Source organism: Paenibacillus marinisediminis (assembly GCF_054343325.1).
The window spans coordinates 22,209-34,806 of the sequence record NZ_JBTGUH010000001.1; the positions used below are offsets into that span (position 1 = coordinate 22,209).

The 12,598-nt window shown below is 47.5% G+C and carries 11 protein-coding genes; 5 read left to right on the forward strand and 6 right to left on the reverse strand.

What is annotated here, in order from left to right:
- Nucleotides 1-182: 182 nt before the first annotated feature.
- Genes ACXX53_RS00120 through ACXX53_RS00130 form a run of 3 tightly spaced genes read left to right on the forward strand, consistent with a single transcriptional unit; the run spans nt 183 to nt 3,386 of the window.
- Nucleotides 183-920, forward strand: a complete 738-nt coding sequence (locus ACXX53_RS00120; protein ID WP_458566577.1) for an ABC transporter ATP-binding protein — start codon at nt 183-185, stop codon at nt 918-920.
- Complete coding sequence (locus ACXX53_RS00125) at nt 917-2,272, forward strand: ABC transporter permease (protein WP_458566578.1); 1,356 nt, start codon at nt 917-919, stop codon at nt 2,270-2,272. The genes ACXX53_RS00120 and ACXX53_RS00125 overlap by 4 nt, the downstream gene beginning before the upstream one ends.
- Nucleotides 2,273-2,303: 31 nt before the next feature.
- Complete coding sequence (locus ACXX53_RS00130; RefSeq protein ID WP_458566579.1) at nt 2,304-3,386, forward strand: efflux RND transporter periplasmic adaptor subunit; 1,083 nt, start codon at nt 2,304-2,306, stop codon at nt 3,384-3,386.
- Nucleotides 3,387-3,451: 65 nt separating this feature from the next.
- Here the strand turns inward: ACXX53_RS00130 and ACXX53_RS00135 are convergent, their stop codons facing one another.
- Both ACXX53_RS00135 and ACXX53_RS00140 read right to left on the reverse strand, forming a co-directional pair.
- The gene (locus ACXX53_RS00135) at nt 3,452-4,261 is read right to left on the reverse strand and encodes a GTP pyrophosphokinase (RefSeq protein ID WP_458566580.1); all 810 of its coding nucleotides are present in this window, start codon (nt 4,259-4,261) and stop codon (nt 3,452-3,454) included.
- A 63-nt stretch (nt 4,262-4,324) separates the two neighbouring features.
- Nucleotides 4,325-5,419: a quinone-dependent dihydroorotate dehydrogenase gene (locus ACXX53_RS00140; protein ID WP_458567637.1), complete on the reverse strand. Its 1,095-nt coding sequence runs from the start codon at nt 5,417-5,419 to the stop codon at nt 4,325-4,327.
- A 231-nt stretch (nt 5,420-5,650) separates the two neighbouring features.
- On the opposite strand from ACXX53_RS00140, the gene ACXX53_RS00145 reads away from it, so the two are divergent.
- Nucleotides 5,651-5,788 carry a hypothetical protein gene (locus ACXX53_RS00145; RefSeq protein ID WP_458566581.1) on the forward strand — a complete coding sequence of 46 codons (138 nt, stop codon included), beginning with the start codon at nt 5,651-5,653 and terminating at the stop codon, nt 5,786-5,788.
- 376 nt (nt 5,789-6,164) lie between these two features.
- Here the strand turns inward: ACXX53_RS00145 and ACXX53_RS00150 are convergent, their stop codons facing one another.
- The 3 genes from ACXX53_RS00150 to ACXX53_RS00160 all read right to left on the reverse strand — a co-directional run bounded on the left by ACXX53_RS00150 (nt 6,165) and on the right by ACXX53_RS00160 (nt 9,406).
- Nucleotides 6,165-7,571 (reverse strand): L,D-transpeptidase family protein, encoded by a 1,407-nt coding sequence (locus ACXX53_RS00150; protein ID WP_458566582.1) that lies wholly within the window; start codon nt 7,569-7,571, stop codon nt 6,165-6,167.
- A 177-nt stretch (nt 7,572-7,748) separates the two neighbouring features.
- The gene (locus ACXX53_RS00155) at nt 7,749-7,982 is read right to left on the reverse strand and encodes a ferredoxin (protein WP_458566583.1); all 234 of its coding nucleotides are present in this window, start codon (nt 7,980-7,982) and stop codon (nt 7,749-7,751) included.
- Between the two features lie 116 nt (nt 7,983-8,098).
- Entirely contained in the window at nt 8,099-9,406 is a 1,308-nt protein-coding gene (locus tag ACXX53_RS00160) for a DNA polymerase IV (protein ID WP_458566584.1), read from the reverse strand.
- Nucleotides 9,407-9,749: 343 nt separating this feature from the next.
- Here ACXX53_RS00160 and cimA point away from each other — a divergent pair, with 343 nt between their 5' ends.
- On the forward strand, nt 9,750-11,363 hold the full coding sequence (cimA, locus tag ACXX53_RS00165) for a citramalate synthase (RefSeq protein ID WP_458566585.1): 1,614 nt from the start codon (nt 9,750-9,752) through the stop codon (nt 11,361-11,363).
- A gap of 110 nt (nt 11,364-11,473) precedes the next feature.
- On the opposite strand, the gene ACXX53_RS00170 is transcribed toward cimA, so the two are convergent.
- Entirely contained in the window at nt 11,474-12,334 is an 861-nt protein-coding gene (locus tag ACXX53_RS00170) for a phosphotransferase (RefSeq protein WP_458566586.1), read from the reverse strand.
- Nucleotides 12,335-12,598 lie beyond the last annotated feature (264 nt).

Below are 12,598 nucleotides of genomic sequence, written 5' to 3' on the forward strand. Positions count from 1 at the left end.
TATGCGATTAGCCTATCTATGCCATACCGTAACAGCATATCATGATTTACCGCTGGAATAAAAGTTTGAAGGAGAGCGTGCAAGTAATATCGTCACATCATCATATTCATACGGCAATTCCGACTTATTCTATCGCAGCTCATACATACAACGAATGTACATATTCAGAAAGGGGGAGCCGCATGCTCACAATTGAACATCTGTCACATACTTTTCAGAACGGGGCGGAAATGACGAAGGTACTTCACGATCTAAGCTTTCGTGTTGAACAAGGCGACATGGTCGCTCTATTAGGAAGCTCCGGATCAGGGAAGTCAACGCTGCTTAACCTGATGGCAGGCTTGATGAAGCCTACTGAAGGTCGCATATACATAGCAGGCCACAATATCGTAGAAATGAATGAAAATCAGCTTGCTGAATTTCGCCGCTCTCATATAGGCTTCATATTTCAGTCCTATGAGCTCATTCCCAATCTCACAGTTCGAGAAAATATCGAGCTTCCGCTCGTATTCCAAGGCGTATCGCCTAGAGAAAGAAAAGAAAAAGCACTCAAGCTCCTGGAACAAGTTGGGCTTCCTGATAAAGCTGAGATGTTCACCTCCCAGCTCTCAGGCGGTCAGCAGCAAAGAGTCAGTATCGCACGATCGCTTATAACGGAGCCTTCCATTATATTTGCGGACGAGCCTACCGGAAACTTAGATACGAAGACTGAGCAGGAAATTATCGCAATTCTAAAGCATTTGAATAAGACGATGGGTACGACCTTTATCATCGTCACACATGAGCATGAGGTTGCTGCTCATACGGAACGTGTGATCACGTTAAGAGACGGTTATCTCGTCGAGGAAGGCGCACCTGAACCTTCAGACGCACCTATCGAAGATGCAATACTAGTCACTACAGGAGGCGAATCTTCATGAGATTCCTCGATTATATGCGCTTCTCCGGTGACCAGCTGCGACGCAGAAAGGTCGTCACAGCTCTATGCGCCATGGGCATCTCCATCGGATGCTCGGCCATCATCGTCGCTTTAAGTTTGGGTGAATCTGCTCAATCGTACGCGGAGAAGCAGATGAACTCCTTTTTCAAAGTCGATGAAATAACGGTCACGCCCGCTTCCGCTATCAGTAAGGAAAATGCGGACCCTGATCTTGTCAAGCGCGGGATGCTTACAAAGCAAAAACTTGAAGTCATTCGCAGCTTGCCGCATGTGACAGCCGCTGCTCCATTCGAGCGATTAGACTATATGAACATTTACACTGGCGATAACAAGAACGGTTTCGTAGAAGTTATTGCAACTGATCTGAATGAGTTGCCGGCATTCGGTCATCAATTTAATCAGGGCGGTCCATCCGATGTGCCGTATACCGGTATTGCATCCTACGGCGCAACGTTCGGACTTGTTAATCCTGAAGCGATGGAGGCGTTGCAGCGCAAGATGGATCAGGATCCGTTCAATGACGAGTACTACCAGCAGTGGCGGCAGCTTAGATCCTTTCCTACCCCAATCTATCAGAAGCAGCTTCGTCTTGAACCTATGTCAATGACTTCGGACGGCAAGCGATTGTCCGCGAATATTCGAATAACATCTGTGCTGCAGAAGCCGCCAAATGTTACGGATGACATGGCTCGTGAAGATAAGAAGCTGTACGTGTCTGAGGAGACCGCGCTAATGCTGGTTGATCAATTGAAGCTTCAGCGTGAAGGCGATACTGCAAAGACCGAAAAAGGTACATATAATACGGTCCTCGTTAAAGTCGATGATCAGAAGAATGTGAAACAAGTAGAAGATCAAATCCATAATTTAATGCTGGATACAAGCAATAATCTGTATCAACAGGAACGACTTCAGGATGAATTCTCGATCATTCGGACGGTTGCATTAGGTGTAGGATTGTTCATACTCTTTATCGCTTCGATCTCTATCGTAGTCGCCATGACGATGTCAACTTATCAGCGCAGACGTCAAATTGGCATTATGAAGGTTCTCGGTGCTAATCTGAGGCAGATTCGAAACATGTTTATAATAGAAGCCGCCTTGCTTGGACTGCTTGGTGGTCTTATTGGCGTCATGTTCTCCTATTGGATCGTTTGGGGGATAAACGGAGCGGCTGCTATGGCAACTTCCTCCGGTGAGAGCTTTATATTTATTCCAATGTACGTTATTCCGGTCGGACTATTTTTTGCAGTGCTTACAGGAGTGCTATCTGGTATCTATCCTGCCATCACTGCATCCCGAACAGACGCATTGACCGCCATCAAACGTGATTAGCAGCGGAAACAATCAGGGAGGTTATAGAAAGATGAAGAAGAAGATCAAGTGGATGGCCGTCATCGTTATCCTTGGCGCAATCAGCTATGGACTATATCAATTCGGCAACCCATCCAAATCCGATATGGCAGCAAATACTGCGGAAGAGCAGATTACATTTCCAGTTACACAGGAAACCTTAATCAATACGATTGAAATTAAGGGCAAGTCCAGCTACGAGCAGGAAACGATCGTGTACGCTCCTTTCACGGGCAAGGTAAAGCAATGGAATGTGAAGGATGCGCAGCAGGTAAAGAAGGGTGAACTCCTGTTCAATCTAGACCCTTCAGACTTACAGAAAGAAATAGCCCAGAGCGAAGCTTCCTTGAAGAAGATGAAGCTGGAGGATCAATTGAGCGAATTCCAAGCTTCGATCGGGGAAGAAGGGGAAGTTAGCGCCACAACAGAAGCGGAGTCCAAGAAGCAATTCATCGATAAAGAAGCGGCAAAGCTCCAGCGCGAGCTTAATCAGGTAAACCTGTCGATCCAAGAGCAAGAGATCTCAGACAAGCGCAGCAAGGTTGAAACGGCTATTTACTATGCTCCGACAGATGGTATTTTTCTATATGACGATGCCGCAAACTTACCGCAATATGTACAGGAGAATGCCCGCATCGGCAAAATTGTGGACACGAAGAAGCTGCAGCTTGTCAGTCTAGTCGGAGAACAGGATATATTCATGATTAAGCCGGGCATGCCAGTTGATGTCAAGATCAATGCGCTCAAGGACGTCCCTCTGAAAGGTACGGTCACAAAAGTATCCAAGTTCGCGAAGCCAGGAACCGATCAAGCGGCGAATCAAGCCGCGCAATTTGAAGTGATTATCAGCTTAGAGGCTAACGAGAATATGATTGCTGGCTTGAGTCTGACCGGGCTCGTAGAAACGTCGCGCATCGAAAATGCCATTGTCGTACCCACTATCGCGGTTATGAAGGACCAGGAAGGCTCATATGTTATGCTCAAGCTGCCTGACGGCTCAACGGAGCGCCGCTCCATTAAAACCGGAATGGAAACACCGGAAAAGACTGAAGTGTTGACAGGCCTACAGCCAGGAGACACGGTTGTACTGCAATAGGCACAAAAAAGGTACAGACGCCCTAGTAAACATATAGGGAGTCTGTACCTTTCTTCTTGTTTCCTTTATTCCACTGTCTTAGGCTCTGACTTAGCCTTACCAATTAACTGCATCAGATCTTCCTCTAAACGCTTCAAGCCGATCATATCGTTCTGCTCCCAGAGCGCAATGAATCGACTCTGGAATTGAATCGCTTCGGAGATCTTATGATGGTAGTACAGCTCTTGAATGAAGGTCAAGCAGTTCTGAACGATCTTCGACTTATCTTCAAAGCTCCGCTGCGCGTCCAATATCTCATGGCGGATGCTTGTCATTTCGTTATCAAGAATAAACGCTGCTTCCGCAGCCTTCTTCAACCGCTCTTTCACATCCTCCGGCAAGCTGTCCTTGTACTTGTAATTCAGGGAATGCTCAATGGTTGCCCAGAAATTCATGGCCAGCGTACGGATTTGAATTTCAGCCAAGACGATCTTCTGCCCTACCGCCGTCTGGACCGGATATTCAACGATCATATGGAAGCTTCGGTAGCCGCTTTCCTTGAAATTCGTGATGTAGTCTTTCTCATACAGCACGTTCATATCTTTGCGCTCACGAATCAATTGGGCAACATAGCGAATATCCTCGACGAATTGGCACATGATACGAATTCCAGCTATATCCTCAATGCCAGTGTCTATATTCTCGAGCGGCACGTTCAGCCGCTTCGCTTTCTCCAGAATGCTAGATATCCGCTTCACTCGTCCAGTTACGAATTCGATTGGCGCATATTCTTCACGCTTCTTCAATTCGGTGCGCATCGTTTTGAATTTGACCTTCAGCTCTTCGATGGCCTGCTCATAAGGCAACAAAAATTTTCCCCAGTCTATTCCGTCCATATGAATGCCTCCTGTCCGTCCCAACCGTTCATCGCCGTACCGGCTCACGGTACTGTGTACATATTATTTATGGTCTCTTCCTACCGCTTCCGAGATATGCTTGTATCCGTCTTTCTGCAGCAGTCGCTTAAGGCCTGCTGCCAGTTCGCGGTTCACTTCAGGTCCGCGATAGATCAGAGAGGTATATATTTCAACTAAGCTTGCGCCCGCACATATATGTCCATAAGCATCCTCAGCACTAAAGACGCCGCCGGATCCAATGATCGGCAGCTGGCCTTCTGTCATGCGATAGATCTGCTTAATCACTGCTCTAGAGCGTTCCGTCAACGGTTTACCGCTCAAGCCGCCGTTCTCAAGACGATGCGGGTGAGTAGCTCCCATACGCGATAATGTCGTATTAGTCGCGATAATTCCGGATACCCCGCTGCCCTTAATCGTCGCTACCATATGCTCCAGCTCTTCTTCCGTCACATCAGGCGCAACCTTTACCAGTATGGCTTTGCTCTTCCCGTTTAAATCATTCTGAGCTTGCATTTCCTTAACCGCAGCTTGCAGCAGCGTGCGGAGCTCATCACCATGCTGCAAATTGCGCAGGTTCGGCGTATTAGGAGAGCTGATGTTAATGACGAATAAATCCGCTTCATGATACAGCTCACGTATACACTTCAAGTAGTCCTCTTGCGCTTGCTCATTAGGTGTTACCTTGTTCTTGCCGATATTGACAAACACAGGTATCGGACGCTGCTTCAGCTGCGATAATCGTTCACGCATTCTCACAGCGCCTTCATTATTAAATCCCATTCGATTAATGAGTGCATCATCCGGAGGCAAACGGAACAAACGCGGCTTATCATTGCCAGGCTGTCCTACCGGCGTTACGGTACCTACCTCCATGAATCCGAAGCCCACAGATGAGAAGCCTTCAACAGCTTCTGCATTCTTATCCAACCCAGCAGCTAAGCCAATTGGAGTATGGAAATGCAATCCGAATAGATCACTCGCGAGCATAGCATCTTCTTGTACACCATACATGCTGCGCAGCATGGCAAGGGTACCAGGCAGTTTAGCGGCTGAAGCCATCCCGCCTATAACGAGATGATGGGCCCGCTCCGGATCCAGTTTAAAAAATAAAGGTTTGCCAATATTGCGGTATAACAACGATTCCACTCCGTTCTTGATTGTCGATGTTATCTATTCTAACATAGAAACCATTTTTAAGTTAGAGGTAGCTGCTAAGTCCCCCGCTTAACATTTACCCTATGGAACAGTTTACTGTGTTCATGCTGAAAAGAAAAGAGTTTACCTCGTGCTCTATGTACTAGTCATATCGCCCAAAAGCGTATACAATACTCTGTATAATATATATTCGGTAAAGAAAGGTGATTAGCTATGACAACTAAGCGTATGCCCCCTACTAGACCTACGAAACAGGATGAATCTCTTAATAAGAAAGCTATGATCTGGGTCGGTTCCATCGTTCTGTTGCTCATCGTTGTCATTTCGGTGTTAATTATTGTTAATGGTTAAGCACTACCCGTACTTATATATAGTCATAAAAGTGGGTGTTCCTAAGTCTTTTGACTTTTGGGACACCCACTTTGCTATCTACAAGGTCCGGTAGCGGACACACGAACCACTATTTGTAGCAAACACCACTAATTCGCCATACTAGCGGACCGTAGAGCCGTTATTTGACCTGAATAAGCCGTTTAGTGCTAGTTTTGAAGCAAATAGCGTCATCTGTGTCCGCAATACCTCAAAAAGCACCCTGAAATCATGAAATAGTGGCGCCTGTGTCCGTTCAACCGCGGGTCATACGGCCTTACTGTCACTGTATGTGCTATCGGACAAAAAAACCGCTAATCCAGCCTTATCGACTAACTAGGTGAGCGGTTTCTTAAATTCACCCCAACCATTTATATACTTTATTCGGATTCCCTTGCCCTGGTGTTAAAGGAACTTGATATCGATCTTCTTTCGTCGGCTTATGCTCCTTAACCGGAAGTTTGCCATTCGTAATTTGAACCTCGGTGCCTATGGGCACCATATCAAACAATTCCTCGATATCTTCCTTCGACATACGCACACAGCCCAATGATTCGTTCTTGCCTACACTATCCGGCTCATTCGTACCGTGAATGGCATATAACGTATCGGAAAGCGTCATCCCTCGGCTTCCGAATGAACCATTCGCTCTTCCATTCGGATTCACAACCTTCTCCGTTATGATGAAACTTCCTTCCGGCGTACGATCTCCACCTAAGCCAACTGTATAATTGCGTATGATCTGATCGCCGCTAATGACTGCAAGCCGCATGGTCTGCTTGTCTACAACGATGCGCAGAGCCTCTTGAAAAGGCGAATCTACCGTTTCAGGCGATTGGAACAGCTCATCCTCTGCGAGCTTAGCATCAGTTGGAGAGCCTGCGGCCTTCCACGCCACTACAGCTTGCTCGTACAGCGGTATTAATTCTGGATCAACGCCTGCAATCGCGTTGTTGGGGTATGCACCAGCCAACTCTCCCAGCTTAGGCGGCGGAGTTGTGCCCATACGAACGGCAGCAACGACAATGGACCGTGCGAGCAGCTGCCGCTGCTCTTGCTGCGCCCAGTTTGCCGCTAAGGTGCTTACCTTGCTCTGCTCCGCTTCACAATAGCAATCCTTCGTATTGATCGCTTGTACCTCAGCTTCGCTCGACTTGTCCGACGGCTCAACTACATACCATGGTTTAGGTTGAAGTGTCCATAGCTTCCAAGAATCTTCCTCAGGCTGCGATACCACATATGAAGGCTTGTCCGAAGCCGTAGTGCGCTTGACAGCGCTTAACAGCGATGCGGCAAGCTCTTTCTCCTGCTCACCGCTCAGATATATGCCTGCTTCAGGTGCCGATTCAGTCGTGGCGACCGGAACACTTGGCTCGATGTCCGGCGAAGCAGGCGGCTCGTTCGGAGCATGAGCCTGTTCACTTGGCACCGAGGTTAACAGCCCGGCGATCAGCAGCAGCAGCAACGATGCGCGCACGATCCAACGTCTGCGCATCGACTTCTGCTCGCGCAGGCGCTTGGCCTCCTGCTTCATCATCAGCCTCTCGGTTGCCGCTTCTATAGGAAGCGGTACATTTTCAAAAGCCTTGTATATGTCTCCGGCTTGATTATAACAATAATGAGCTTTGCTCATCTCACCCGCACGTTCATACTGCTTCCCCAACAGATACCATGCCATTCGGTTGTCGGGATGAGCTTCAATATACTTTTTCATATAGGCTTGATCTTGCTCGGTAAACTGAGATTTACCCGCTTGCTTCGACATGAGTATCCCCCTATCCCGAAGGCAGCTAGCAGCCAAACTGCACCCTTCATGTTATGTATCGGCATTTAAGGGTCGATGTTCAATACCATCTTTAACAAACTGCTTCCCATAAACGCACAAAAACTCTGCCGAAGCAGAGTTTTTTATTAATAACCGATTAGGTTGGAGTGCAGTAAATTAGTTGAATGGTTTATCCGCAATCTTGATCGAGTCTGTAGGACAACCATCGCATGCATCCTGCATGTCTTCATGCAGATCTTCCGGAATTTCTGTCACACCTTGGTTGTTGTCGCCTTCATAAATAACTTCCGCGATACCTTCATCATCATAATCATAAATATCGGGTGCAGTCGCTCCACAAGCCCCGCAGGCAATGCATGTATCTTTTTCAACCCAAGTATATTTCGCCATTATTAGTTTCCCTCCTGAATAAGTACAACTACATCTCTGTCTAACGATATCAATATAATACAAACAGTGGTGGAATTCAAACCCTAACCATACTTTTTTATAAAATGAATATTACCTTAGTCCTCTTGCTTAGCTTCCCACTCCCGCAAAAAATCAGTCTGCAGCGAAGTTCCTCGCCGTTGATGGTTGCGGAGCAACGAGGAGGAGTCCTCACCGACCATCCCGAGCGTAATTAATGCATTCTCCCCGAATTTGTCTCGGATCTGATCCATGATCTCATTTAATTTCTCTTTCTTCGGTGCTTTCTCGTATGAAAATAAATCCAGCTGAACAGCCGCTTCATCCTTCTGTACCAGGTTCTGTCCTGTTATACCCAGCAGCCTAATCGGCTTCCCAGCTTCCCAATGCTTAAGATAGAGCTTCCATGCCTCTTCCACAAACACACTGCTGTCATCACTTGGCGCATCTAACGTATGCGAGCGCGTAAAGGTCTTCATCTCCGGTGTTCGCAGCGTCAGTTGAATGGTGTAGGCCATCATTTGCTGCTTGCGCATCCGCCTCGTCACCTGATCCGCCAGATTCAGCAGCACGCGCCGAACATCCTCCGGCGTATCCACATCACGCGGCAGCGTGGTGGTATGACCTATCGATTTGCTCGGTTCCCGTTCCGGGTTCACGGGATCGTCATTCCATCCGTTCGCCGCCTGTCTCATCGCATCGCCATAGATGCCAAATGCGTTGCGGAGCCGTTCTTCGTCCGCATGGGCAAGCTCGCCGATCGTGCGAATGCCCATGCGTTCCAGCTTGCCCGCCGTCTTCTGCCCGACGCCGAACAGCTCATGGCACGGCCGCTTCCATAGCAGGGCTGGCACATCGCGGATTCGCAAGACCGTGATGCCATTCGGCTTCTTCATATCCGAAGCCATCTTCGCAAGCAGCTTATTCGGCGCAACTCCAACCGAACATGGCAGTGACAGCTCCTCACGAATTCTGCGCTGCAGTTCCTCCGCTATTTCCATCGGTGTGCCGAACGACTTAGAGCCTGTGATATCCATATAACACTCGTCAATCGATACCGCCTCCACCAATGGTGTATACGAATGAGTGATATCTAGAAAGGCGCGCGAATATTTGCGATATAGATGAAAGTCCGGTCTGATTAAGATAATTCCCGGACAGAGTCGCTCGGCTTGTCTTACCGTCATACCGGTTCGGACCCCCCGCTTCCGGGCAGCGTAAGAGCAGGTGACGATAATCCCTTTACGAAGTTCAATGCTGCCGGCAACCGCGGTAGGCTTCCCTTTATATTGTTCAGGATCTTCAGCTTCATGAACAGAACAATAGAAAGCATTCATATCGACGTGTAGTATTACCCTTCCCTTGGTTGGATAATAGCTGTTAACATCTCGCTGGTCCTTGTCCATGACCTACCCTCCCTTTCCTCGACTTGCGCCGGCTCTCACCTCTTAATTGTAGCGAAATGAAAGACATTTGTGTGTATTTGTCCTCAACATTACTAAAAGTTTTAACCTTTCTTCCGATTAGTCTATACATCCCGTTTGCGAGTGCTATAATATGAAAATAATTGCCATGTACGTTTTTTATACAGATTCAGGCTGCGCATTCCCTTTAGTCATGCACCACGTCAACACGTTTCATCAGTATGCTAAATCGATAACGCCATCATCATGGCAATCCGTTTCATCAGAGTGCTGAATCGATTAAGCCACTATCGTGACAATCCGTTTCATCAGAGGAGGGTATATTATGTCTACTTCAATAGCTATTTTCGACACCACGTTAAGAGATGGTACTCAAAGTGAAGGCATTAGCCTTTCTGCTGACGATAAGATTAAGATCGCCCGCAAGCTCGATACGCTTGGCGTTCATTATATTGAAGGCGGCATTCCAGGAAGCAACGGCAAGGACATTGAGTTCTTCAAACGAGTCAAGAACTACAATTGGAATGCGAAGCTAACCGCATTCGGCAGCACCCGACGCAAGCAATCCTTGGCTGAGCATGATGTCAGCCTGAATCGGATCATTGAAGCTAATGTGCCTGCTGCTACTCTTGTCGGCAAGTCGTGGGACTTTCACGTCCACACTGCGCTGCAAACGACACTGGAAGAAAACCTTTCGATGATCTATGATTCTATCGCCTACTTAAAGCAAGCAGGTCTCGAGGTTATGTTGGATGCCGAACATTTCTTCGACGGCTATAAACATAATAGCGAGTATGCGATGTCTGTCCTTGCTAAAGCAAAGGAAGCAGGCGCCGATTGGATCGTCATGTGCGATACGAACGGCGGCACTATGCCACATGAGATTCGCTCCATCGTACAATCTATCGCTGAATCCGTTGATGTAAAGCTCGGCATTCATACGCACAATGACTGTGAGCTCGCCGTCGCTAACGCATTAGTCGCCATTGAAGTCGGTGCTCGCCAAGTGCAGGGAACGATTAACGGCTATGGCGAACGCTGCGGCAATACGAATCTATGCTCTGTCATTCCGACGCTTCAGCTTAAGCTTGGATATGACTGCCTGCCTGCGCAGAAGCTAAGCCAGCTTACAGGAGTCGCGCGCTATGTCAGCGAGATCGCCAACGTCCATATGCCTGTGAACCAACCATTTGTCGGCAATGCGGCTTTCGCGCATAAAGGCGGCATTCATGTGTCCGCTATTCTCAAGGACTCGCGTACCTATGAGCATATTCAGCCCGAGCTCGTAGGCAACAAACAGCGAGTGCTTGTCTCTGAGCTAGCGGGTCAGAGCAACGTGCTGTCTAAGGCGCAGCAGCTTGGCTATGAGCTTGATCCGAGCAATCCGCAGACGCGCAGCATCATCGATCGGATTAAGGAGCTCGAGCATCAGGGCTATCAATTTGAAGGCGCCGATGCTTCACTTGAGCTGCTGCTTCGCCAAGCAACAGGTGTCGATCAAGAGCCATTCTCCTTCGCTTCCTTCAAGATCATGGCTGAGAAATCACTCGACCGTGCCGGTGGCTCTGAAGCCATCGTGAAGCTGACAATCGACGATGAACAGCTACACACCGCCGCAGAAGGAAACGGCCCTGTCAACGCGCTCGATAACGCTTTGCGCAAAGCGTTGGAGCGTCATTATCCGTCCATTCATGACATGCACCTTACAGACTACAAGGTGCGCGTACTGGACGAAAATGATACGACAGCCGCCAAAGTTCGCGTCCTGATCGAATCAACGGATTTCAACAATACGTGGAGTACCGTGGGCGTATCGTCCAATGTCATTGATGCGAGCTGGGAAGCGCTCCTCGACAGCTTCCGTTATGCGCTTATCGGCAAGGAGAAGCTGACTCCCCCTTCCGAACGTAAAGAGAACTTCGGCATTGCGAATCACTGATTCGTCTAAGCTTACCTTATCACATAATTAAGAGTACCTGCTCCATTACTCGGAGCAAGCGGTCACCTGACCCTTGCTCGAGTGAAGCAGGTACTTTTTTGTTTGGCTTCTTATTTCAGGTGCGATCTCCAATATTCCCAAGCCTGTAAATAGTCATTCAGATCATGCGGATGAACTCGCGCACATATCCCTATTCGACAGTATAGCTGAAAGATAACCTCGTCAATAAGTCTTGACCTGTCAACCGGCTTGTGTGCGAGCAATTCATAAGCGCTAAATAACGTATCCATATTCAACTCGTCCGGTGAGGAACAATAGGCATAGGTGAAGTCATATATCAATGGACCGGCCATCGGAGATGGGTCGATGACACCCACTAATTCGGATTCACGATACACAAAATTGTGAACCCCCGTATCGCCATGCAGCAAATATTTGCGATCAACTTGAGAGATGTTTTCTACCAATGCATTGACTTTGTTAGTGTCCTCGATCGACAAGATATCTCCTACATTATTCCTCGCACCTTCCAGACTCCGCTCATTGAATTCACGGCAAGAATCACGCGGCATCGTTAACCTTCCTATTTTATCCATGCAGGCAGCGGTTTCATAATGATTCAGAAGCTCTGTTACTAAGCGAGACATCCATTTTCCTTTGGAGCCGCGATTATAATGTGTTGTACCTTCTATATAGGAATACACGATAAAAGTCTTAGCGGGATCTGTATAGATAAGCTTCGGCAAAAGAGGACTCTCGATCGTAGCTTGATGAAATTGTTCAACAAAACCGATGCTTTCGGTATGATCCATCTTCAATACATACTTAGGTTCTTCGTTTACAGCTAATGTGTAGACAAGTCCATCAGTAGTTCCATTCAATTTAGCCATCACTTCAGCCTTATCGTCAATCACTCCGCTTTCATGCAGCCTTCCTATGATGTCGTTAACATTGTGTTTATGTAATGTCACTGAATTATACCTCCTATGAAATTCCATATACACATTATAGGACAGAGAACCACAGGAATACGAAGCATCATTTATTTATACTCAAATATTCTAAATACCGCCAACCAAGTCATTACCGATGAACCAGTCACTGTGTCTTAGTAGGTAATGGACTCAGGAGACGCTATTTGTGAAAATTACAGTGTAATTCGCGACTTTGCGGACTCAGAAGACCTTATTTGCTTCAAAATGAGCAATTACCAGTAGATTTCGCTCAAATAGCGG

Bases quoted from the DNA above. Each gene is read 5' to 3' on its own strand.
- cimA (WP_458566585.1), top strand. From the start codon at position 9,750: ATGTCTACTTCAATAGCTATTTTCGACACCACGTTAAGAGATGGTACT.
- ACXX53_RS00145 (WP_458566581.1), top strand. From the start codon at position 5,651: ATGACAACTAAGCGTATGCCCCCTACTAGACCTACGAAACAGGATGAA.
- ACXX53_RS00135 (WP_458566580.1), bottom strand. From the start codon at position 4,261: ATGGACGGAATAGACTGGGGAAAATTTTTGTTGCCTTATGAGCAGGCC.
- ACXX53_RS00125 (WP_458566578.1), top strand. From the start codon at position 917: ATGAGATTCCTCGATTATATGCGCTTCTCCGGTGACCAGCTGCGACGC.
- ACXX53_RS00155 (WP_458566583.1), bottom strand. From the start codon at position 7,982: ATGGCGAAATATACTTGGGTTGAAAAAGATACATGCATTGCCTGCGGG.
- ACXX53_RS00130 (WP_458566579.1), top strand. From the start codon at position 2,304: ATGAAGAAGAAGATCAAGTGGATGGCCGTCATCGTTATCCTTGGCGCA.
- ACXX53_RS00160 (WP_458566584.1), bottom strand. From the start codon at position 9,406: ATGGACAAGGACCAGCGAGATGTTAACAGCTATTATCCAACCAAGGGA.
- ACXX53_RS00120 (WP_458566577.1), top strand. From the start codon at position 183: ATGCTCACAATTGAACATCTGTCACATACTTTTCAGAACGGGGCGGAA.
- ACXX53_RS00150 (WP_458566582.1), bottom strand. From the start codon at position 7,571: ATGTCGAAGCAAGCGGGTAAATCTCAGTTTACCGAGCAAGATCAAGCC.